A 22,573-nucleotide genomic window follows, 5' to 3' on the forward strand; every position below is an offset into this window, starting at 1 on the left:
AGCCAAAAGCGGAGAACAGAGAACAGCGGATCAGACCTGCTCGGCCAGCTCCAGCCAGCTCATCTCCAGCTCCTCCTTCTCCTCCCGGACCGCGCGCAGCTGCGCGTCCAGCTCCGCGACCTTGGAGAAGTCCGCGGCGTGCTCGGCGAGTTGGGTGTGCAGCTTGGACTCCTTCTCGTCCAGCTTGGCGATCTGCCGCTCCAGCTTCTGCATCTCCTTCTTCGCCGCCCGCAGGTCCCCGCCGGAGAGCCCGGCGGCGGTGGCGGTGGCCTCGGCCGGGGCCGCCGGTGCGGCGGCGGGCGCCGCGGCGGCGGCCATCCGGGCCCGGCGCTCCAGGTACTCGTCCACGCCGTTGGGCAGCATCCGCATCTTCTTGTCGCCGAGCAGCGCCTGGACGGTGTCCGTGGTGCGCTCGATGAAGAAGCGGTCGTGGCTGATGACGATCATCGAGCCGGGCCAGCCGTCGAGGAGGTCCTCCAGCTGGTTGAGCGTCTCGATGTCGAGGTCGTTGGTGGGCTCGTCCAGGAACAGCACGTTGGGCTCGTCCATCAGCAGCCGCAGCAGCTGGAGGCGGCGCCGCTCGCCACCGGAGAGGTCGCCGACCGGCGTCCACTGCTTGTCCTTGCCGAAGCCGAACTGCTCGCACAGCTGGCCGGCGCTCATCTCGCGGCCCTTGCCGAGGTCGACCCGCGAGCGGACCTGCTCGACGGCCTGGAGCACCCGGGTGGCCGGGTCCAGCTCGGCGACCTCCTGCGACAGGTAGGCGAGCCGCACGGTCTTGCCGACCTTGATGACGCCGGACGCCGGCTGGACGTCGCCCTCGCTGGCGTAGGCGTCGCGCAGCGCGCGCAGCAGCGAGGTCTTGCCGGCGCCGTTGACGCCGAGCAGGCCGATCCGGTCGCCGGGGCCGAGCTGCCAGGTGACGTTCTCCAGCAGCAGTTTGGGGCCGGCCTTGACGGTCACGCCCTCCAGGTCGAAGACGGTCTTCCCGAGCCGCGCGTTGGCGAACTTCATCAGTTCGGACTTGTCGCGCGGGTCCGGCACGTCCTCGATCAGGGCGTTGGCGGCCTCGATCCGGTAGCGCGGCTTGGAGGTGCGGGCGGGGGCGCCGCGGCGCAGCCAGGCCAGCTCCTTGCGGGCCATGTTCTGGCGCTTCTGCTCCTCGACGGCTTCGATCCGGGAGCGCTCGGCGCGGGCGAAGACGTAGTCGGAGTAGCCGCCCTCGTACTCGTGCACCTCGCCGTGCTGGACGTCCCACATCCGGGTGCAGACCTGGTCGAGGAACCAGCGGTCGTGGGTGACGCAGACGAGCGCGGAGCGGCGCTTCTGGAGGTGCTCGGCGAGCCAGTTGATGCCCTCGACGTCGAGGTGGTTGGTGGGCTCGTCGAGGACGATCAGGTCGGGCGAGCCGAGCAGCAGCTTGGCGAGGGCGATCCGGCGGCGCTCGCCACCGGAGAGCGGGCCGATGACGGTGTCCAGGCCGTCGGCGAACCCGGGCAGGTCGAGGCCGCCGAACAGGCCTTCGATGATGTCGCGGATGCGGGCGTCGCCGAGCCACTCGTGGTCGGCCCGGTCGGCGATCACCTCGTGCCGGATGGTGGCCTCGGGGTCCAGCGAGTCGTGCTGGGTGAGGACGGCCATCTGCAGCCCGCCGGAGTGGGTGATCCGGCCGCCGTCGGGTTCTTCCAGCTTGGCGAGCATCCGGATCAGGGTGGTCTTGCCGTCGCCGTTGCGGCCGACGACGCCGATCCGGTCGCCCTCGCTGACGCCCAGGCTGACGGCGTCCAACAGGGCGCGGGTGCCGTAGACCTTCGTGACGGACTCGATGGTGGCGAGGTTGACGGCCACGTGTGCTGCGCTCCTGGGTTCGGCGGTCGCGGGGCGGCCCGCCGCTCGGCGGCCGGGTGCCCCTGTCGGGACACCCCGATCTCCCCAGCCTAATGGGCCCGCCGAGGGCCCGTTCACCGCGTCAGCCCTCGGTGGACGCCTCCGTCACGGACGCCCCCGGCACCGGCCCGTGGGTGGCGTGGGCGGTCCGGCAGGTGCCGGAGGCCCGCAGGGCCCCGGCCACCGCGGCGGCGGCCTCGGCGTCCTTGACCAGGAAGGCGCAGGTGGGACCGGAGCCGGAGACGAGGGCTCCGAGCGCGCCCGCCTCGGTGCCGGCCCGCAGGGTGGCGGCGAGCGCGGGGCGCAGGGAGAGCGCGGCGGGCTGGAGGTCGTTGGCGAGTGCGGCGGCCAGTGCGACGGCGTCGCCTTCGGCGAGGGCGGCGAGCAGTGCCGGGTCGGCGTCCGGGGTGGGGACGTCGGTGTCACTGGAGCCGGTTCCGGCTTCCTCGCGGAGCCGGTCGCACTCGCGGAACACCGCGGGGGTGGACAGTCCGCCCTCGGCGACCGCGAAGACCCAGTGGAAGGTGCCCTCGGCGGCCAGCGGTTCCAGGATCTCGCCCCGGCCGCGGCCGAGTGCGACGCCGCCGAGCAGGGCGAACGGCACGTCGGAGCCGAGTTCGGCGGCGAGTTCCAGCAGCACCGGGAGCGGGGTGTCCAGCTGCCAGAGCGCGTCGCAGGCGACCAGCGCCGCCGCGCCGTCGGCGCTGCCGCCGGCCATGCCGCCGGCCACCGGGATGGCCTTGGCGATGTGCAGGTGGACGCCCGGGTCGGCGATGCCGTGGTGGGCGGCGAGCAGTCGGGCGGCGCGGGCGGCGAGGTTGCTCTCGTCCAGCGGGACGACGGCCGCGTCCGGGCCGGAGCAGCTCAGCGTCACGCCCTGCCCGGCGGAGGCGGTGACCTCGTCGCCGAGTGCGACGGCGAAGAAGACGTTGGACAGGTCGTGGAAGCCGTCGGCGCGCAGCCCGCCGACCCCCAGCTGGACGTTGACCTTGGCCGGTACCCGTACGGTGATCACAAAGTGTCCTTGGCAGGCTTCTACTCGGCGGCGGCGGGCTTCTGCTCGCCGACAGGCTTCTACTCGGCGGCGGGCGTCTGCTCGCCAGCGGGCTTGTCGGCAGCGGGCTCGCCGACAGCGGGCTTGTGCTCGGCGATCGCGGCGAACTGCTCCACGGTCAGCATCTCGCCGCGCAGCTTGTGGTCGATCCCGGCGGCCGCGAGCGCCTGCTCGGCCCCGGCGGCGGAGCCCGCCCAGCCGGCCAGCGCGGCGCGCAGGGTCTTGCGCCGCTGGGCGAACGCGGCGTCGACCACCGCGAACACCTCGGCGCGGCTGGCGGTGGTCCTGGGCGGCTCGCGGCGGATCAGCGAGACCAGCCCGGAGTCGACGTTGGGGGCGGGCCAGAACACGTTCCGCCCGATGGCGCCGGCCCGCTTCACGTCGGCGTACCAGTTGGCCTTGACCGACGGGACGCCGTACACCTTGTTGCCCGGCTTGGCGGCGAGCCGGTCGGCGACCTCGCTCTGCACCATCACCAGGGTCCGCTCGATGCTGGGGAAGGTCGCCAGCATGTGCAGCAGGACGGGCACCGCGACGTTGTACGGGAGGTTGGCGACCAGCGCGGTGGGCGCCGGCCCGGGCAGTTCGGTGACCTCCATGGCGTCGCTGAACACCAGGTCGAAGGCGTCCGCCTTGCCGGGCATCCGGGCGGCGACGGTGTTCGGCAGGTGCCGCGCCAGCACCGGGTCGATCTCGACCGCGGTCACGTGCCGCGCGACCTCCAGCAGCGCCAGCGTGAGCGAGCCGAGCCCGGGCCCGACCTCCACCACCGCGTCCTGCTCCGTCACCTCGGCGGCCCGGACGATCCGCCGCACGGTGTTGCCGTCGATGACGAAGTTCTGTCCGCGCTGCTTGGTCGGCTTCACGCCGAACGCGGCCGCCAGCTCCCGGATGTCGGCGGCGCCCAGAAGGTGGCTGTCAGGGGTGGGGTCGGTGGTGCTCACGCGCCAAGGATACGGGCGCCGGAGGTGCTCAGAGTTCGACGACCCCGGCGAGGTCGATCTCCACGGGGAACGGCACCGAGGTGCGGAGCACCCCTTCGTGCTGAGCGACGGGCAGATAGACGCCCTTCTCCTCGTCCCGGTGGAACTCGTGGACGATGGGGAGGTTGTCGATGCCCCGCTCGACCCGCCAGTAGGAGGGGATTCCCTTCTCGGCGTACTGACCGGGCTTGCGAAAACGATCTGCCGCCAGGGACCCGGGGGAGACGACCTCGACAGCCAGAGCCACCGACTCTGGCGACGTGCACTCCAGCTCGAAGAAGTCCAGGCCGGTCTTGTCGATGACGACGACGTCAGGTTTGGTCGCGTTGTGCTCGTCGAGGAGCACGCACCGCTCGACGTTCACGACGTAGGGCGCGATCCGCGCCGCCGACAGCGCGATCAGTAGCTGATCGCGCACCTGGTCGTGCCACCACTTCGCCATCCCTCGGACCACGACGGCTCCGTCCACCAGTTCCCAATCGAACGGCAGGTCCATGCTCTTGACCTGCTCGTACGTCCAGCCCTGGGACGGCGGAAGCTTCCAGTCGATCGGCTCGGCGGTCATCGCCACCTCCCTCACTGCACTCATGCTAGCCAGCATCGCAGCGCCGCGAGAGTGCCGAACCGTTTCTCCCGAACCCGGAATCCGTTCGATCGGATCAGTACCCGAAGGCCCGGGCGGTGTTCGCCGCGATGGCGGTGGACAGCTCGTCCTCGGTCAGGCCCAGGGTGGCGGCCATCGAGCGCACCGTGACCGGGATCAGGTACGGGGCGTTCGGGCGGCCGCGGTAGGGGTGCGGGGTGAGGAACGGGGCGTCGGTCTCGACCAGGATCCGGTCCAGCGGGGTGGCGAGCAGGGCGTCGCGCAACGGCTGGTTGGCCTTGAAGGTGACGGGCCCGGCGAAGGAGAGGTACCAGCCGTGCTCGGCGCAGGTCTTCGCCATCTCGGCGTCGCCGGAGTAGCAGTGGAAGACCGTGCGCTCCGGGGCGCCCTCCTCCAGCAGGACGGCGATGACGTCCTCGTGGGCGTCCCGGTCGTGGATGACCAGGGCCTTGCCGTGCCGCTTGGCCATCTCGATGTGGCGGCGGAAGGACTCCTTCTGGATCTCCACGCCCTCCGGCCCGGTGCGGAAGTAGTCCAGGCCGGTCTCGCCGACCGCCAGCACGTGCGGCAGGGCGGCGAGCCGGTCGATCTCGGCGAGCGCCTCGTCCAGCGCGGCCTGCCCGCCCGCGAGCCGCTGCTGCCCGGACCAGCTGTCCGCGTCGCCGAGGAAGATCCTCGGTGCCTCGTTCGGGTGCAGGGCGACGGCCGCGTGCACCTGCTCGTACCGCGCCGCCAGTTCGGCGGCCCAGCGCGAGCCGGGCACGTCGCAGCCCACCTGGACCACCGTGGTCACCCCGACCGAGGCGGCCTTGGCGAGGCCTTCGGCCGGGGTGCCGGACTGCATGTCGAGGTGGGTGTGCGAGTCGGCCACCGCCACGGCCAGGGGTTCCGGCAGCGGCGGCGGGGTCGACCGGGCGTCGTCCTTGGCGGCCATGTCAGGCGGCCGGCTTCTCTTCGAGGCGCGGGAAGAGGATCTCGCCCTTGGTGACGGTGGCGCCGACGGGCAGCCGGCCCCAGTCGGCCGTGGTGGCGACGGTCTGCGCGGCGAGCGCGCCGAGCCCGGCGGCCTCGGCGCCCAGCGAGGTCCACAGCTTCTCGGCGGTGGACGGCATCACCGGGTTGAGCAGCACCGCGGTGGCGCGCAGGGCCTCGGCGGCGGTGTAGAGGATGGTGGCCAGTCGGGCGCGGCCCTCGGCGGAGTCGTCCTTGGCGACCTTCCAGGGCTCCTGCTCGGTGAGGTAGCCGTTGACCTGCTTGACGAACTCGAAGATCGCCGCGAGGCCGCCGGCGAAGTCCAGCTCCTCGCCGATCTTCCGGTCGGCGGTCTCGACGGCCCTGGTCAGTCCGTCCGCGACGGCCTGCTCGGCGTCGCCGGCGGCGGTCGCCTCGGGCAGCACCCCGTCGAAGTACTTGCCGACCATCGCGGCGACCCGGGAGGCCAGGTTGCCGAAGTCGTTGGCCAGCTCGGAGGTGTACCGGGCGGTGAAGTCCTCCCAGGAGAACGAGCCGTCGGTGCCGAACGGGATCGCCCGCAGGAAGTAGTAGCGGTACGCGTCCACGCCGAAGTGCGAGGTCAGGTCGGTGGGCGCGATGCCGGTCAGGTTGGACTTGGACATCTTCTCGCCGCCGACCATCAGCCAGCCGTTGGCCACGACCCGCTTGGGCAGCGGCAGCCCGGCGGCCATCAGCATGGCGGGCCAGATGACGGCGTGGAACCGCAGGATGTCCTTGCCGACGAGGTGGACGGAGGCGGGCCACAGCTCGGCGAAGCGCTCCGGGTCGCTGCCGTAGCCGGCCGCGGTGATGTAGTTCTGCAGCGCGTCCACCCAGACGTAGAGGACGTGCTTCTCGTCCCAGGGCAGTGGCACGCCCCAGTCGAAGGTGGAGCGGGAGATCGAGAGGTCCTTGAGGTCCTGCTCGACGAAGCGCAGCACCTCGTTGCGGGCCGAGGCGGGCTGGATGAAGTCCGGGTTCGCCGCGTAGAACTCCAGCAGCCGCGGGCCGTAGGCGGAGAGGCGGAAGAAGTAGTTCTCCTCCTCCAGCCACTCGACGGGCCGCTTGTGGACGGAGCAGAGCTTCTCGTCCTCGGTCGCGCCGTCGAGCAGCTCGGACGGGAGCTTGAACTCCTCGCAGCCGACGCAGTACGGGCCGGAGTAGCCGCCCTTGTAGATCTCGCCCTTGTCGAACAGGTCCTGGACGAACTCCTGCACCCGGGCGGTGTGCCGCTCCTCGGTGGTGCGGATGAAGTCGTCGTTGGCGATCTCCAGGTGCTCCCAGAGCGGCTTCCAGGCCTCCTCGACCAGCTTGTCGCACCACTCCTGCGGGGTGACGCCGTTCGCCTCGGCGGTCCGCATGATCTTCTGACCGTGCTCGTCGGTGCCGGTCAGGTACCACACCTTCTCGCCGCGCTGGCGGTGCCAGCGGGTGAGGACGTCGCCCGCCACGGTGGTGTACGCGTGGCCCAGGTGCGGGCGATCGTTGACGTAGTAGATCGGGGTGGAAACGTAGTACGCCGGGGCGTTCGCCCCGGTGGTGCTGTGGTCTGCAGTGGCCGCCATGGTCCGAAAGCTTAGTCGGGCGCGCGGACCGCCCTCGACCGAGTTCTCTCCCGGCCGGGGGCGGTCCCTCCGTGCGCCCCGGCGTCAGCCCAGCAGCCGCGACCAGAACCGGGCCCAGCGTCCGCGCGGCCGGGCGGGCTCGGCCGCCGGGGGCGTCCCGGCCGGCTCGGCGTGCGCCGGGTAGCCGGGGGCGTGCTGCCAGTGCTGGTCGGCGGAGGCCACCCGGCCCTCGCGCATGATCCGCACGGTGTGGCCGCCGCATCCCGGGCAGGTCGGCTTGAGCAGCGGTGACGGCACCCGGACGCCGTTGGCGTGGTACTCGAACACGACGTGGCCGTCCTTGCCCACGTGGTGCTCGATGTCGTACGCCTGCTCCCAGCCGTACCCGCAGCGCAGGCACGCGAAGGAGTAGGCCTCCCGTACGGTCTCGACGGGAGTGTGCGGCCGGCCGGCCAGGCCGGCGGTGCTCAGTGCGCTGCCACTGCGGGGGCTACCGACAACATCGCTCATGGCCGTCTCCCAGCGCCCGCCGGACGCTCGTCCGGCTGGGTCTTTCCCTTCCAGGAAATGCCCGGACCGCCTCGGCCGACGCCCCACTTGTGAAGACTTGGATGCGGATTGGGGAGCCCTATACGAAGGGCCTCCCCGGTGCCTTGAACCGCGACCGAAACTTCAGCTCAGCGGGTGTTTACCGGGGCCTTCACTCCACGGTACGGCTCCCCGTGGGCAACGCAACCCCCCGTGTTCACTTCTTTCCCGGAGCTCCTTCCAGGCCTTCCCTCTTCGCCGCCACGACGGCGTCGAAGACCTCCCGCTTGGGCAGCGAGAGCTCCACCGCGACGGCCGCGATGGCCTCCTTGCGGCGCTCCCCGGCCTCCTCCCGGACGGCCACCAGCCGGGCCAGCTCGGCCGGGGTCAGCTCCTGGGGCGCGGCCGGCGGGGCGCCGGCGACCACGACGGTGATCTCGCCCCGGACGCCGTCGGCGGCCCAGGCGGCCAGCTCGCCGATCGGCCCGCGCTTGACCTCCTCGTAGGTCTTGGTGAGTTCGCGGCAGACGGCGGCGGGCCGCTCCGGTCCGAAGGCCTCGGCCATCGCCGTCAGCGCCTCGGCGATCCGGTGCGGCGCCTCGAAGAAGACCATGGTGCGCGGCTCGGCGGCGATGGAGGCGAGCTGCCGGGCCCGGTCGCCGCTCTTGCGCGGCAGGAAGCCCTCGAAGGTGAAGCGGTCCACCGGCAGGCCGGACAGGGCGAGCGCGGTGAGCACCGCCGAGGGCCCGGGCACAGCGGTGACCTTGACGTCGGCGGCCACGGCGGCGGCGACCAGCCGGTAGCCGGGGTCGGAGACCGAGGGCATGCCGGCGTCGGTGACCAGCAGCACCCGGGCGCCGCCGAGCAACGCCTCGACGAGTTCGGGGGTGCGGCCGACCTCGTTGCCCTCGAAGTAGGAGACGACCCGTCCCGCCGGGGTCACCCCGAGTGCCTGGGTGAGGCGGCGCAGCCGCCGGGTGTCCTCGGCGGCGATCACGTCCGCCGTGGCCAGTTCGTCGACCAGTCGGGGCGGGGCGTCCGAGACGTCGCCGATGGGGGTGCCTGCGAGAACGAGTACTCCTGTCACGGTCCCCATCCTCGCAGCTCCTCGGTCGGCGGGGCTTTTGGTGACGATTCGGTCAGCTTCCGAGGGAGCGGACACGCGTGCGAAGAGCGCCCCTACGATGTGGCGGATGAACGGCGACACGGCGGCCCAGACGCCCACCGGTACGGACCACTCCGCGCACGGCGGCGTCGGCCTGCCGTCCCCCCGGCCGGCGCAGGCCGGGCCCGCCGGCTGGCGCGACCGCCTGGCCCGGCACGGTTGGACGGCCCGCCCCGCGGCGACGCTCACCGAGCGCCTGGTGCCGCCGATGCCGGACGGCCCCCGGGTGACGCCCCGGGACGTCCCGCAGTCGCCGCTGCTGCTGCGGATGGGCGTCTCGCTGCCGCAGGGCCTGTGGTTCTTCCTCTGCCGCTGGGCCGGCTGGCTGGGTCCCGTCGCGGTGGCGGTGTTCGCCGGCCTGCTCCGGTTCACGAACCTCGGGCAGCCGCACGCGATCATCTTCGACGAGACGTACTACGCCAAGGACGCCTACGCGCTCTGGCACGGCGGCTACGAGATCAGCTGGCCGGAGGACGCCAACACCACGATCATGACGCCGGGCGCGGCCGTCCCGTACCGGGCGACGCCCTCGTACGTGGTGCACCCGCCGGTCGGCAAGTGGATCATCGGCGCGGGCGAGCAGCTGTTCGGCATGAACCCCTTCGGCTGGCGGTTCGCGGTGGCGCTGCTCGGCACCCTGTCGGTGCTGATGATCGCCCGGATCGCCCGCCGGATGTTCCGCTCCACCCTGCTGGGCTGTGTGGCGGGCCTGCTGCTCTCGGTGGACGGCCTGCACCTGGTGCTCAGCCGGGCCGCGCTGCTCGACCTGGTGGTGATGTTCTGGACCGTCGCCGCCTTCGCCTTCCTGTTGCTGGACCGCGACCGCACCCGGGCGCTGCTGGCGGAGCGGCTGGGCGGGGTGGAGAACGCCGCCCTCGCCCAGCGGGTGAACCTGGGCTGGCGCCCGTACCGGATCGCGGCCGGCGTCTGCGTCGGCCTGACCTGCGCCACCAAGTGGAGCGGCCTGTACGTCGCGGCGGCCTTCGGCCTGCTCACGGTGCTCTGGGACGTCGGTGCCCGCCGCCTGGCCGGTGCCCCGCGCCCGTTCCTGGCGGTGCTCGCCCGGGACGCGGTGCCGGCCTTCGTCTCGGTGGTCGTGGTATCGGTGGCGGTCTACATCGCGTCCTGGTGGGGCTGGTTCGCCAGCAGCACCGTCCCCGGCCAGGGCGGCTGGGGCCGGGACTGGGCGGTCGGCCGCTCCACCGACTTCCCGTGGATACCCGAGGCCCTGCGTGCCCTGTGGCACTACCACTCGACGGTCTACGAGTTCCACGTCGGCCTGAGCGACCCGCACACCTACCAGTCCAACCCGTGGTCGTGGCTGGTGCTGGGCCGGCCGGTGTCCTTCTTCTACGAGTCCCCCAAGTTCGGCCAGGCCGGCTGCACCGCCGCCGACTGCGCCCGCGAGGTGCTGGGCATCGGCACCCCGCTGCTGTGGTGGACCGGCGTCGTGGCGCTGGCCTACTGCCTGTGGCGCTGGGCGGCCCGGCGGGACTGGCGGGCCGGCGCGCTGCTCTGCGGCCTGGCCGCCGGCTACCTGCCCTGGTTCGCCTTCCAGGAGCGGACGATCTTCCTGTTCTACGCGGTGGCCTTCGTCCCGTTCCTGGTGCTCGCCGTGACGATGATGATCGGCGCCCTGATCGGGCCCGCCGGCGCCTCCCGGGACCGCCGGATCATCGGTTCCACGGCGGCCGGCCTGCTGGTCCTGCTGATCCTCTGGAACTTCCTCTTCTTCTTCCCGCTGTTCACCGGGCAGACCATCCCGCTGGAGGACTGGCGCCGCCGGATGTGGTTCAGCACCTGGATCTGACCCGCCGCGCCCGGCGCACACCGGGTTCCCGCGAATCGTCCGTACGCGGTGCACGACACGTACCAGATCCGTCACAAGTGCCCGGCGATTCGCCGGCGCACCGATCCGCGCTGCCTAGGGTGGGGGGGTACCGCGTTTCCGGCCCCGGCCGGTTGCGCCCGGCCGCGAGACCCCTGGGGGACCTGCACCATGCGCAGTGGCGCGAAGATCGGCATCATCACCGGCGTGTCCATCGCCGTCCTCGCGGGCGGCGGCTACGGCGTGTACAGCCTGGTGAGCGAGTCGGACGGCGGCTCCGGTGGCAAGAAGCCGCGCACCGTGGTCGCCGAGCCGCCGTCGGCCGAGCAGGCCACAGCCGGTACGAAGGACTTCCTGGCGGCCTGGCAGGCCGGTGACATCGCCAAGGCGGCCTCGCTGACCGACGACCCGGCCGCGGCGACCGCCGCCCTGACCGCCTTCCGCGACCAGGTCAAGCCGAGCGCGCTGACCCTCACCCCGTTCGGCCCGACCACCCAGCAGGTCTTCTCCGCCGCCACCGGCACCCCCGCCCCGGCCGCCAAGCCGTCCGCCGGGGCCTCCGCCACGCCGGGCGCGGGCGGCACCGACTCGCCGTCCGCCACCGCCACGCCCGGGCCCACCGGCACGCTGATGTCCTACAAGGCGCGCGCCGAGTTCGCGGGCACCAACCGGGTCTGGGACTACCAGGGCTTCCTCGGTGTCGTGAAGATGAGCGACAACACCCCGGCCGTGCACTGGGCGCCGTCGGTGATCCACCCGCACCTGTCCGGCAACGAGACCATCTCCGTCCAGCCGGTGTTCGCCCCGCCGTCCACCGTGGTGGACCGCAACGGCAAGCAGGTCCAGGGCGCCTCGCTCACCCAGTCGCTGCTGACCACCCTCCAGGACAACGCCAACAAGCTGCTGCCGGCGGACCCGACCAAGGACCAGGACGCGGGCAGCGCGGTGGTGGTCTCCGACCCGGCCGGCAAGGGCCCGGTGGACAAGCTGTTCACCATCGTCGAGCCGAAGCCCGGCAAGCCGTTCAAGCTGACCATCGACAACAACCTCCAGGCCGTCGCCGAGAAGGCGATGACCGACCTGGGCGGCAAGCCCGGCTCCATCGTCGCGATCGAGCCGAGCACCGGCAACGTGCTGGCCTTCGCCAACTCGCCGGCCAACGGCCAGAACCGGGCCTTCGCCGGGCTGCTCGCGCCGGGCTCGACGATGAAGATCGTCACCTCGGCGGCGCTGCTGGAGGCCGGGATCAACCCGGACACCGTGGTGGCCTGCCCGGACAAGAGCAGCAACCCGGTGGCGATCCCGAACGACTTCCCGGGGTCCTTCCCGACCAACACGCTCCAGCAGGACTTCATGGTGTCCTGCAACACGGCCTTCATCAACCAGGGCCTGACCAGCCTCAAGCCGGAGACCCTGTCGGGCACGGCCAAGGACGTGTTCGGCATCGGCCTGGAGTGGAAGACCGGCCTGCCGAACGCCGACGGCAAGGTGCCGGCGGCGCCGGGCAGCAAGGACGAGCAGGCCATGAACTACATCGGCCAGGGCAAGGTCCAGATGAACCCGCTGGCCATCGCCTCGATCACCGCGACCGTGCAGAGCGGCGCGTTCAAGCAGCCCATCCTGGTCCCCGGCCTGCCGCAGCAGGCGGCGGCCCGCCAGATCTCGCCGGACGTCGCCGCCAAGCTGCGCGCGATGATGAACGCCACCGCCGTCGGCGGCACGGCCAGCCAGGTGATGTCCGGGATCACCGACAACGCGGGCGCCAAGACCGGCTCCGCCGAGGTCCAGGGCGCGTCGACCACCAACAGCTGGTTCACCGCCTTCCGCGGCAACCTGGCGGTGGCCGCCGAGGTGCAGGGCGGCGGCCACGGCGTGGACGCGGCCGGCCCGGCCGTCGCCTCGATCCTGAAGGCCAACGGCAGCGGCCGCTGAGGCCCGCCCGACGATCCCTGCGCAGCCCGCTCGGCCCCGGCCGGGCGGGCTGCGGCCGTCTCCAGGGCCCCTCGGCCCGTCAGCCCCCCGGCAGGACGGGCTGCCGCGCTCTCCCCCGCGTCCGGCCGGGCTGGGCCGGGCGCCGGCTGTTCCAGCGCCCGGCCGCCAGCCGGGGCCAGATCATCAGCACCGCCGGCAGCGCCAGGTACCCGAACCGTCCGGCCGGGGCCAGCATGAAGGCGATCGCGAGCCCGGCGGCCAGCAGGTCGGCCGCGGCGATCGCGGAGACCGGCGGCCGGGCCAGCAGCCAGATCGCCACCGCGACCAGGGCCACGGTCATCAGCGCCAGCGAGATCGCGTGCCCGGTCGGGCCGAAGCCCGCCAGCACCTTGCCGGGCAGCGGGCTGCCCGCCGGGGTGCGGATCGCCGTCATCCCGAGCGGGAAGCGCACCACCTGTTCACGCAGCGCGGCCGACTGGGTCAGTACGGACGGCAGGACCACCAGCGCGCTGACCCCGACCCCGATGAGCGCGGTGCGGGCGGCCGGCCGCCGGCCGTACAGCCGCCAGAGCAGCAGGACGGCGACCGGCAGCGCGGGCCAGGCCGTCCACTTCAGGGTGCAGGCGAGGGCGAGCACCAGTCCGGCGCCGACCGTGCGGTCCCGCTCGGCGAGCGCCATGGCCAGGCAGCAGACCCCGATCAGCGGCAGGTCCACCCCGCCGACCGCCAGGGCGAGCGCGATCAGCGGCGAGGCGGTGAGGACGGCCAGTGGCAGCAGCGGCGCCCGCGGGTCGCCGCCGCCGGGGCGGGCGGGCCGCAGCAGCCGCCAGGCGGCCAGCAGGCAGACGAAGAAGGTCAGCGCGAACCAGATCCGGGCGTCCCCGGCGACCCTCGCGAAGGCGGTGGAGTCGCCGAGCAGCTGGCGCGGCATCCCGAACAGGGACATCGCCGGCAGGTACGGGTTGTAGTCGGTGACCACCACCGGGTGCGGCAGGTACGCGGTGCCGGTGGTGAGCAGCAGGTGGGCCGAGCGTTCGACCACCATGACCTCGGACTGGTGGCGGCCGGTCAGGGCGAGCAGTGCGAGCGGGACGACCACGGCGCCGACCAGGGCGACCGAGGCGGCGGCCCGGGCCGCGAAGCGGCGCGGCAGGACCAGGCAGAGCAGCCCTGCCAGGAGGTAGGCGGGGGCCGCGATCGTGCCCCAGATCCGCTGGTTGGGCAGGTCGGAGACGAGCGGGAAGGCGGCGGCCCAGCCGGCCGCCACCAGGCAGCCGAGCAGTTGGACGGTCCGCAGCGAGGCGAGCGCGGCGAGCCTGCTGGTGTTCAGCCGTCCGGGCGTGGGCGGAAAGGTGCTCTCGCCGCGCTGGCGGGGCAGGGGCCGGGCGGAGAAGCCGCGCGGTGGCCGTCCCGGTCCGGACGGCGCCTCGGTCGCGGGGGTCTGGGCCGGCGTTCTGCCCCGGCCGGTGAAGCGGCCGCGCGGGCGGGAGTAGCCGGGCGTGCGGGTGCTCACCATGATGGAAGGTTATGGGTGGGAGCCGGGCCCTGTCGCCATGGCGTCGGACACCGGACGGGCTATGGCGTGAAAAGGGCCGCCGGACGTCTCGGCGGTCGGCGGCCCTTCACGCGGGGTTTGCCTCCGGGTCAGCCGGCGGCGCTGTCCGAGGACACCGGCTGCGGCTCGTCCTGCTCCAGCCGGGAGTGCCTGATGCTGTAGCCGAAGTAGACGACGAGGGCGACGGCGAGGGCGATCGCGCCGGCCCGGAAGGTGTCGGCGTGCAGGCCGGTGATCAGGTAGATGCAGAAGCCGACGCTGATCAGCGGGACGACCGGGTAGCCGGGCACCTTGAAGCCGCGCGGCAGGTCGGGCTGGGTGCGGCGCAGCACGATCACGCCGATCGAGACCACCGAGAAGGCGATGAGCGTCCCGAGGCTGGTGATGTCGGCCAGGACCCGCAGCGGGATGAACGCGGCCAGCGCGCCCACGCCGAGGCCCACCACGGCGGTGTTCCACACCGGGGTGCCGCTGCGCGGGGAGAGCTTGGCGAAGCGCTTGGGCAGCATGCCGTCGCGGCCCATCGAGTACAGGATGCGGGTCTGGCCGTAGATCACCACGAGGGTGATGCTGAAGATCGAGACGATCGCGCCGATCGCGAAGACGATCGCGGGCCAGCTCTGGCCGGTGATGTCCTGGAGGATCTGGGCGAGGCCGGCCTCCTGGCCGTCGAACTTGGTCCACGGCTGGGCGCCGATGCCGGCCAGGGCGACCAGGATGTAGAGCAGGGTCACCACGACCAGCGAGATGATGATCGCCAGCGGCAGGGTGCGGCGCGGGTTCTTGACCTCCTCACCGGCGGTGGACACGGCGTCCAGGCCGATGAAGGAGAAGAAGATGCTGGACGCGGCGATCTGGACGCCGCTGAAGCCGAGCGGCATGAACGGGGTCAGGTTGCCGGAGTGGAAGCCGGTGAGCGCCACGCAGATGAACATCAGCAGGATCGCGATCTTGATCGCGACCATCACCGCGTTGACCTTGACCGACTCGCTCACGCCGCGGATCAGCAGGAAGCAGACCATCGCGACCAGCAGCAGCGCCGGCAGGTTGAACCAGTGGTCGCTGTCCGGCGCGCCGGACAGCGCCTCGGGGATCTTGAAGCCGAAGGCCAGGTCGAAGAACTTGTTCAGGTACTCGGCCCAGGTCACCGCGATCGCGGAGGCGGACACGCCGTACTCCATCAGCAGGCAGATGCCGACGGCGAAGGCGACGCCCTCGCCGAGGGTGGCGTAGGCGTAGGAGTACGAGGAGCCGGAGACTGGGATCGCGGAGGCCATCTCGGCGTAGCAGAGCGCGGTGAGTCCGGCGGTGACCGCGGCGATCACGAAGGACAGGATGACGGCCGGGCCGGCCGAGGGCACCGCGGTGTTCAGCACGAAGAAGATGCCGGTGCCGATGGTGGCGCCGATGCCGATCGAGGACAGCTGCCACAGGCCGATCGAGCGGCGCAGGTGGATGCCGGAGCGCCCGCCCTCCTCGGGCGCGCCGGCCGGGAGGGAGTCCTTGCCTTCGGTCTCGGCGATCAGTGTCGAGACGGGCTTGCGTCGCAGCAGACGCGCACCAAGGGTGTTGCTGGCCAAAACTGCGGTCCTTCTGGGCGGGGGAGGGTGTCCTGGCAGGTGGTCACCCGACATGCCAGGGGGTGTCATCGGGGACCAACCGAACAAACATGGGACAGTACCCCGCGAAAGCACCAGTGTCGCAAACGAACAGTCCCAACCGGCGCATTGTCCGAATCGGCGCATATCGATGCACAAACCGGACACTTCGTAGACGGCGCATCGACGTTCGGGCCATTAAAGCAGCAGCTCAGCACCCCTGCGGAGATCACCCGTCGAGCACGGCCCGCATCACCGACCGGGCGATCGGCGCCGCCAGCGCGCCACCCGTGACGTCCGTGGCGTCACTGTCCGCGACCACCACGGCCACCGCCACCGGCGGCACCGCGTCCGAGCCGGCCGGCACGGCCCACGAGATGAACCAGGCGTACGGCGTGCCGCTGTTGTCCACCCCGTGCTGGGCCGTCCCGGTCTTGCCGCCGACCACCGCCCCGGGGATCCGGGCGTTGCCGCCGGTCCCGTTCTCCACCACGTCGGTCATCAGGGCGCGCACCTGCCCGGCCACCGCCGGGGTCAGCGCCCGCCGGTACACGGACGGCTTCATCAGCTGCACCGTGGTGCCGTCGCTCCTGGTCAGCCTGTCCACGAGCTGCGGACGCATCACCGTCCCGCCGTTGGCGACCCCCGCCGCGACCATCGCCATCGTCAGCGGGGTGGCCGCCGTGTCGAACTGCCCGATCGAGGAGAGCGCCAGCTGCGACTCGTCCATCCGGGTGTCGAAGTTCGACCGGGCCGCGCGCACCGGGACGTCCAGCCCCGCGTCGTTGAAGCCGAAGTCCGCGGCCGTCGCGGCCATCCTGTCCAGCCCGGTCCGCACCCCCAGGTAGCCCAGCACGCTGTTGCAGCTGGCGGTCATCGCGGCGGCCAGCGACAGGTCCGGCCGGTCGCAGGCCGGGGTGTCGTTGACCAGCGGCGTGGTCGTGCCGGGCAGCACGTACGGGAACGGCGCCCCGGTCGGCGCGCCGGGATCGGTGACCACCCCGCTCGCCAGCGCGGCCGCGGCGGTGACCACCTTGAAGGTCGAACCCGGCGGGTAGGTCCGGCGCAGCGCCCGGTTGAGCATCGGCTCGTCGGGGTCGGCCTGCAACCGGTTCCAGGCCGCCTGGTCCCCGGCACCGTACCCGGCGAAGTCGCCCGGGTCGTAGGAGGGCGTGCTGGCCAGCGCCAGGATCCGCCCGGTGGCCGGCTCGATCGCGGCGACCGCGCCCTTCTGGTCGCCGAGCCCGCGCATCGCGGCCTGCTGGGCGGCCCGGTTCAGCGTGGTGTGGACGTCCCCGCCGGGGTTCTGCCGGCGGGAGACGGCGTCCCAGACCGACCAGCCCGCCAGCCGGCCGTCGGTGCCGGTCAGCAGCTCGTCCTCGGTCGCCTCCAGCTGGGTGGTGCCGTACGCCTGCGAGGCGAAGCCGGTGACCGCCGCGTAGGTCGGGCCGTCGGTGTAGCTGCGCTTGTAGGCGTACCGGCCGCCGGTCGGCTCGGAGCCGGTCACCGGGTCCGAGCCGACCAGGATGTCGCCGCGCGGCTGGGCGTAGCGCTCGACGGTGAGCCGCTGGTTGGCGCTGTTGCGGTCGAGGTCCCTCGCCTGGAACACCTGCACCCGGGTGGCCTGCGCGCACAGTGCCACGACCAGCAGCAGGCAGAAGGTGCCCGCCCGGCGCCCGGTGACCGAGATGCCCGGCAGCCCCTGCGGGCCGTTCCCCCCGGCCCGTGCGCGTCTCATCGGACCTCCTCGGGGGCCGGGCGGCGCGCGATGTCGCTCATGCGTCCGAGCAGCGCGACGATGATCCAGTTGGTGACCACCGAGGAGCCTCCCTGGGCGATGAACGGCATGGTCATCCCGGTCAGCGGGATCAGTGCGAGCACCCCGCCCGCCACCACGAACACCTGGAGGCCGACGATCGCGGCCAGCCCGATCGCCAGCAGCCGCCCGAACGGGTCGCGCAGCGCGATGCCGGTCCGGAAGCCCCGCGAGACCAGCACCGCGTACAGCAGGAACACCGCGACCAGCCCGGTCAGCCCGAGCTCCTCGCCGATCGTGGCGAGGATGAAGTCCGACTTGGCCGCGAAGCCGATCAGCACCGAGTGGCCGTTGCCGAGCCCGGTGCCCAGCTCGCCGCCCCAGGCGAAGGCGAACAGCGACTGGGCGATCTGGTTGGCGCCCCGGCCCGCCGCGATCGAACCCAGCGGGTCCAGCCAGTCCGCGACCCGGCTGTGCACGTGCGGCGAGAGCCAGCCCACCGTCACCGCCCCGACGGCGGCCAGGCCCAGGCCGATCGCGATCCAGCCGGTGCGCGCGGTGGCCACGTAGAGCATCACCACGAACAGGCCGAAGAACAGCAGCGAGGTGCCGAGGTCGGTCTCCAGCACCAGGACGCCGACGAACGCCGCCCAGATCAGCAGCACCGGACCGAGCACCCGCCCGCGCGGCAGCTGCCAGCGCCAGACCCGGCGGCCGGTGAGCGCCAGCGCGTCCCGGTGCACCGCCAGGTACGCCGCGAAGAAGACCGCCAGCAGGATCTTGGCGAACTCCCCGGGCTGGAAGGAGAGCGGCCCGACCACGACCCAGATCCGGGAGCCGTACACCGGCGGGAAGAAGATCGGCAGCACCAGCAGCACCAGCGCCGCCAGCGCCCCGATGTACGCGTAGCGCCGGAGCCGCCGGTGGTCGCGCAGCAACAGCAGCACCGCGATGAACAGCCCCACTCCCAGGGCCGACCAGAGCAGCTGGGTGGTGGCGGCGCCCGGCCCTCGGGTGGCCCGGTCGAGCCGGTGGATCACCACCAGCCCGATCCCGTTCAGCAGCACCGCGATCGGCAGCAGCAGCGGGTCCGCGTACCGGGCCCGCCACCGGACCACGGCGTGCGCCGCCAGGGCGAGCACCCCGAGCGCGGCACCGTACCCGGCCGCGTCGGCCGGGACGCGGCCGTCCAGGTTGACGCCCACCTCGACGTAGCCGAACACGGCGATCAGGACGGCGCCGACCACCAGGGCGAGCTCGGTGGCACGTCCGGTCGGCACCGGCCGGCGCGGCCCGGCGGCGGATCTCGGCACGGCGGAGGGTGTCGCCACGGACCGTCCTGGGGTAGCGGGAGGACCCGGTGCCGCCGGCCGGGGGATGCCGGCCGGGGCGGACCGGCGGGGCCGGTCCACCCCGGTGGGAGCGGCGGTCGGACTCGGGGTCAGACGGTGGCGCGGGAGGCCTCGACGGTCGCCTTCAGCTCGGCCTCGGCGGCGTCCGAGAGCGAGGTCTGGATGATCTGCCCGCCGAACCGGGCCAGCGCCGGGACGACCTTGTCCGCGGTCGCCGTGCGCACCAGCAGGAACACGGCGGCGGTGCCGGGCTGGAGGTGCTCGCCGACCTGGCGCATGAAGTCGTCGTCCACCCCGATGTCGGTGGAGGCGCCCACCGCCGCCCCGGTCGCGCCGCCGACCGCCGCGCCCACCAGGGGCATGAAGAACAGCAGGCCGATGACCCCGCCCCAGAGCGCGCCGCTCGCGGCACCCGCCCCGGTCGTGCTGACCTGCTGGTGCAGCTTGATCCTGCCGTCCGCGCGCCGCTCGACGACGACCGCGTCCTCCAGTTCGATCAGCTTCTGCTTCTGGAGCCCGATCGCCTCGCTGCGCACCGCCTGGGCGGTGGCGAGGTCCGGGTAGGCGATCGCGAACAGGTTGCTCACTGCGGGGTCCTTCCAGGGTGTCGGACAGGCCGGCCGGGTCCGGACGCCCGTACGGCGGCGCCCGTGTCCCGTTTCGTCACCCTAACGAGCAATATCCATGTTTATCGGTTCTTCGCTGCGGTGTGTCCGCCATTGCCGGAATCACCCGGGACCCCGCTCACTCCGGCCGCCGCCCGGCCAGCGACGCCACCCCCGCCCCGACCCCGGCCAGCAGGACGACGGCCACCGCCAGGCTCGCCCAGGGCACCGCGATCCGACCGGTCCGGGCCGCCGAGACCAGCCCGCGCACCGCCGCGTTGGCCGGCGAGGCCGGCACCACCAGCAGCAGCGTGGCCAGCAGCAGGGCCGTCGGGACGCCGTACTGCGCCCGGACCGGCACCGGACGGTTCGACACCGCCCCGACCAGCACCCCCAGCAGCGCGCAGACCGCCGAGGCCGCCAGCCCGGCCGCCACCGCCGGCCCGGCCCCCGGGGCCCCCGGCGCCCCCGCGTTCGCCACCGGCCCGCTGGTCCACCACACCGCCGCCACCTGACCCGCCGCCAGCACCAGCGACACCGTCAGCGCCGCCAGCAGCGCCCCCAGATGGACCCGGACCGGGCCCGCCGCCGCCACCAGGCAGGCCCGCGAGGCCGGCGGCTCCGCAGCCAGCACGCTGCGCACGTACCAGGCGCTCACCGGCAACAGCACCCCCGCGCCGAAGCCGAGGCCGCCCAGCAGCGGGTCGCCCGCCGCCACCCCGACCACCAGCGACAGCGCGTACGCCAGGAACGGCGGCAGCCAGGCGTGCGAGCGCAGCAGCAGCTCCAGGTGGTACCGGGTCAGCGCCCCGATCCGCGCCGTCACCGCTCCCCCTCCTCGCGCCGCCGCACCGCCAGCACCCGGACGGCCGGGCGGCCCAGCAGCAGCCGGCGCAGCAGCGCGTCCGAGTGCGCGGCCGGCACCACCAGCCGCACCGCCGTCCCGGCCAGCGCGGCGGCCTCCGGCGCTCCCGGCAGCCGCGCCGGCAGCGGGGCACCGTCCTCGACGTCCACCTCGACCTCCATCACCGGGCCGTCCGGCACCGGCTCCCGCACCCCCTCCTCGACGGGCCGCAGCCCGCCGTCCGCGTCGACCCGGTACGCCGCGCTGGTCAGCCCGGCCAGCCGGGCCGGGTCGTGGTCGACGAACAGCACCGTGCCGCCCGCCGCCGCCCGCTCGGCGGCGGCCTCGTCCAGCACCGCCCGGGCCTCCGGGTCCAGCCCGGTCCAGGCCTCGTCCAGCAGCAGCACCCGTGCCTCGGGGAGCAGCGCCTGGGCGACGGCGACCTTCTGGCAGGTGCCCTTCGACAGCCGGCTCAGCGGCGTGCCCGCCCGGTCCGCGACACCGAAGCGGTCCAGCAGCTCCCCCGCCCGCCGCCGCGCCCGCTCCGCCGGCAGCCCGTGCACCCGGCCCACCCGCAGCAGGTAGGAGGCGGCGTCGAAGGGCAGCGCCGGCGGGAAGCGCTCGGGCACGTACGCCGCCGGACCGGGCCGCGTCACCCGCCCCGTGCTCGGCCGCTCGATCCCGGCGGCCAGCCGCAGCAGGGTCGACTTGCCGCTCCCGTTCCGCCCGGCGATCCGCACCAACTCGCCCGGCCCCGCCGCCAGATCGACCCCGCGCAGGATCCACCGCTCCCGCCGCCCGTACCGCTTGCCGACCGCCGTCAGCTCCATCCCGCCCCCGCTCCGGTCCGTTGTGCACGGAAGGCTATCCAGCCGGGAGTGAAGCCCGTGTGAGCGAATTCCTCATCCGTGCGCCGGAGTTCGCGCCGGAGCTGGTTGAGGCACGATCCGGACTCGTTTCGCCATGACGAACTGATGATCCCTAGTATCGGCCGGGTGACTACCGGACGACGACCACAGACCAGGCTCGGCAGCCTGCTGGCGGCCTTGGCGATAACGGGCGCCTCGCTGCTCCTCGGCCTGCCCGCCCACGCCGACGAACCATCAGCCGGGGCCGCTCCCGCGACCAAGGAGGCCCCCCGGGTCGACCTGGTCCTGGACGTCAGCGGCTCCATGCGCGAGGCGGACATCCAGGGCAAGAGCCGCATCGCGGTGGCCCAGCAGTCGCTGAACGAGGTGATCGACGCGCTGCCCGCGGAGACCGAGTTCGGCATCCGCACCCTGGGCGCGACCTACCCCGGCAACGACAAGGCCCAGGGCTGCCAGGACACCAGGCAGCTCTACCCGGTCGGCAAGACCGACAAGGTCGAGGCCAAGACCGCCGTCGCCACCCTGCGGCCCACCGGGTTCACCCCGATCGGACTGGCCCTGCGCGGCGCGGCCCAGGACCTCGGCAAGGGCGAGACCACCCGCCGGGTGGTGCTGATCACCGACGGCGAGGACACCTGCACCCCGCCCGACCCCTGTGACGTCGCCCGCGAGCTCGCCTCCCAGGGCATCCACCTGGTGGTCGACACCCTGGGCCTGGCCCACGACGACAAGACCCGCCAGCAGCTGCTCTGCATCGCCAACGCGACCGGCGGCACCTACACCGACGTCCGCACCCAGGAGCAGCTCACCGACAAGGTGAAGCAGCTGGTCGACCGCTCCAACGACACCTACACGGTGACCCCGGTCAAGACCACCGGCACCGACAAGTGCGAGAACGCCCCGGTGCTCGCCCCGGGCGTCTACACCGACCGCGAGAAGTTCTCCGAGCACCGCGTCTACAAGGTCCCGGTCAAGTCCGGCCAGGAACTGCGCGCCTCGGTCAGCGTCGCCCTCGACCGCCCGGTGGCCCGGGACTACGGCGTCCTGCTCCAGGCCACCAGCGCGACCGGCCAGGAGCTGGTCCGCGGCACCGACGCCGGCAGCAGTCGCACCGACGTGGTCTCCACCGGTCTGCGCTGGTCCACCGACGACTCCAAGGGCTACGTCGCCACGAGCCCCAAGGCCACCAAGGACGCCAAGGAGAAGCCGGAGACCACCGTCTGCCTGGTCGTCAGCAACGCGCTGGCCCCGCAGGCCGGCGTGCAGGCCGACCCCGGCATGCCGGTGGAGCTGACCGTCGACCTGGCCACCGCCTCGCCCGCCCCGGAGGGCGCCGCGATGGGCCTGGGCCGCGGCTGGATCCTGCTGCTCACCCTCACCCTGGCCGGCCTCGTCTTCGGCCTGCTCTTCGGCTGGATCGCCCGTTGGCGGATCTCCGTCTGGCGGGAGAACTGA

General features: G+C 73.0%; 18 protein-coding genes. 3 read left to right on the forward strand and 15 right to left on the reverse strand.

The features are described from left to right. Window positions 1-30: 30 nt before the first annotated feature. The 8 genes from ACWD4P_RS11395 to rsmI all read right to left on the reverse strand — a co-directional run bounded on the left by ACWD4P_RS11395 (window position 31) and on the right by rsmI (window position 8,701). Window positions 31-1,848: an ABC-F family ATP-binding cassette domain-containing protein gene (locus ACWD4P_RS11395; RefSeq protein WP_359831558.1), complete on the reverse strand. Its 1,818-nt coding sequence runs from the start codon at window positions 1,846-1,848 to the stop codon at window positions 31-33. A gap of 121 nt (window positions 1,849-1,969) precedes the next feature. Further along, complete coding sequence (locus tag ACWD4P_RS11400) at window positions 1,970-2,902, reverse strand: 4-(cytidine 5'-diphospho)-2-C-methyl-D-erythritol kinase (RefSeq protein ID WP_359831556.1); 933 nt, start codon at window positions 2,900-2,902, stop codon at window positions 1,970-1,972. 59 nt (window positions 2,903-2,961) lie between these two features. After that, the gene (gene rsmA, locus ACWD4P_RS11405; protein WP_449779420.1) at window positions 2,962-3,885 is read right to left on the reverse strand and encodes a 16S rRNA (adenine(1518)-N(6)/adenine(1519)-N(6))-dimethyltransferase RsmA; all 924 of its coding nucleotides are present in this window, start codon (window positions 3,883-3,885) and stop codon (window positions 2,962-2,964) included. A gap of 28 nt (window positions 3,886-3,913) precedes the next feature. Then, window positions 3,914-4,513: a Uma2 family endonuclease gene (locus ACWD4P_RS11410; RefSeq protein ID WP_449779421.1), complete on the reverse strand. Its 600-nt coding sequence runs from the start codon at window positions 4,511-4,513 to the stop codon at window positions 3,914-3,916. A 70-nt stretch (window positions 4,514-4,583) separates the two neighbouring features. Next, complete coding sequence (locus ACWD4P_RS11415; RefSeq protein ID WP_449779422.1) at window positions 4,584-5,462, reverse strand: TatD family hydrolase; 879 nt, start codon at window positions 5,460-5,462, stop codon at window positions 4,584-4,586. A gap of 1 nt (window position 5,463) precedes the next feature. Continuing rightward, the gene (gene metG / locus ACWD4P_RS11420) at window positions 5,464-7,086 is read right to left on the reverse strand and encodes a methionine--tRNA ligase (protein WP_359824940.1); all 1,623 of its coding nucleotides are present in this window, start codon (window positions 7,084-7,086) and stop codon (window positions 5,464-5,466) included. An 84-nt stretch (window positions 7,087-7,170) separates the two neighbouring features. Further along, the gene (locus ACWD4P_RS11425) at window positions 7,171-7,596 is read right to left on the reverse strand and encodes a hypothetical protein (protein WP_359824938.1); all 426 of its coding nucleotides are present in this window, start codon (window positions 7,594-7,596) and stop codon (window positions 7,171-7,173) included. 235 nt (window positions 7,597-7,831) lie between these two features. Next, window positions 7,832-8,701 carry a 16S rRNA (cytidine(1402)-2'-O)-methyltransferase gene (gene rsmI / locus ACWD4P_RS11430; RefSeq protein ID WP_359824935.1) on the reverse strand — a complete coding sequence of 290 codons (870 nt, stop codon included), beginning with the start codon at window positions 8,699-8,701 and terminating at the stop codon, window positions 7,832-7,834. A 106-nt stretch (window positions 8,702-8,807) separates the two neighbouring features. Between rsmI and ACWD4P_RS11435 the strand changes: the two genes are divergently transcribed. Together ACWD4P_RS11435 and ACWD4P_RS11440 are read left to right on the forward strand one after the other, a co-directional pair. After that, entirely contained in the window at window positions 8,808-10,589 is a 1,782-nt protein-coding gene (locus ACWD4P_RS11435; RefSeq protein ID WP_359824933.1) for a dolichyl-phosphate-mannose--protein mannosyltransferase, read from the forward strand. 189 nt (window positions 10,590-10,778) lie between these two features. Then, window positions 10,779-12,539: a penicillin-binding transpeptidase domain-containing protein gene (locus ACWD4P_RS11440; protein WP_359824931.1), complete on the forward strand. Its 1,761-nt coding sequence runs from the start codon at window positions 10,779-10,781 to the stop codon at window positions 12,537-12,539. Window positions 12,540-12,618: 79 nt separating this feature from the next. Here the strand turns inward: ACWD4P_RS11440 and ACWD4P_RS11445 are convergent, their stop codons facing one another. From ACWD4P_RS11445 to ACWD4P_RS11475, 7 genes are all read right to left on the reverse strand, one after another. Beyond that, on the reverse strand, window positions 12,619-14,055 hold the full coding sequence (locus ACWD4P_RS11445; protein WP_449779423.1) for a glycosyltransferase 87 family protein: 1,437 nt from the start codon (window positions 14,053-14,055) through the stop codon (window positions 12,619-12,621). A gap of 128 nt (window positions 14,056-14,183) precedes the next feature. Continuing rightward, complete coding sequence (locus tag ACWD4P_RS11450; RefSeq protein ID WP_449779424.1) at window positions 14,184-15,728, reverse strand: amino acid permease; 1,545 nt, start codon at window positions 15,726-15,728, stop codon at window positions 14,184-14,186. A 193-nt stretch (window positions 15,729-15,921) separates the two neighbouring features. Beyond that, window positions 15,922-17,430, reverse strand: a complete 1,509-nt coding sequence (locus tag ACWD4P_RS11455) for a penicillin-binding transpeptidase domain-containing protein (protein ID WP_449779425.1) — start codon at window positions 17,428-17,430, stop codon at window positions 15,922-15,924. Further along, window positions 17,427-18,761: an FtsW/RodA/SpoVE family cell cycle protein gene (locus tag ACWD4P_RS11460; RefSeq protein ID WP_449779440.1), complete on the reverse strand. Its 1,335-nt coding sequence runs from the start codon at window positions 18,759-18,761 to the stop codon at window positions 17,427-17,429. The genes ACWD4P_RS11455 and ACWD4P_RS11460 overlap by 4 nt, the downstream gene beginning before the upstream one ends. A gap of 128 nt (window positions 18,762-18,889) precedes the next feature. Further along, window positions 18,890-19,387, reverse strand: a complete 498-nt coding sequence (locus ACWD4P_RS11465; protein WP_359824926.1) for a DUF1269 domain-containing protein — start codon at window positions 19,385-19,387, stop codon at window positions 18,890-18,892. A gap of 157 nt (window positions 19,388-19,544) precedes the next feature. Further along, entirely contained in the window at window positions 19,545-20,231 is a 687-nt protein-coding gene (locus tag ACWD4P_RS11470; RefSeq protein WP_449779426.1) for an ABC transporter, read from the reverse strand. Continuing rightward, on the reverse strand, window positions 20,228-21,079 hold the full coding sequence (locus ACWD4P_RS11475) for an ATP-binding cassette domain-containing protein (RefSeq protein WP_449779427.1): 852 nt from the start codon (window positions 21,077-21,079) through the stop codon (window positions 20,228-20,230). Before ACWD4P_RS11475 ends, ACWD4P_RS11470 begins: the two co-directional genes overlap by 4 nt. Window positions 21,080-21,244: 165 nt before the next feature. Between ACWD4P_RS11475 and ACWD4P_RS11480 the strand changes: the two genes are divergently transcribed. Then, window positions 21,245-22,573, forward strand: a complete 1,329-nt coding sequence (locus tag ACWD4P_RS11480; RefSeq protein ID WP_359824919.1) for a VWA domain-containing protein — start codon at window positions 21,245-21,247, stop codon at window positions 22,571-22,573.

The organism is Kitasatospora sp. NPDC002543, assembly GCF_053594915.1.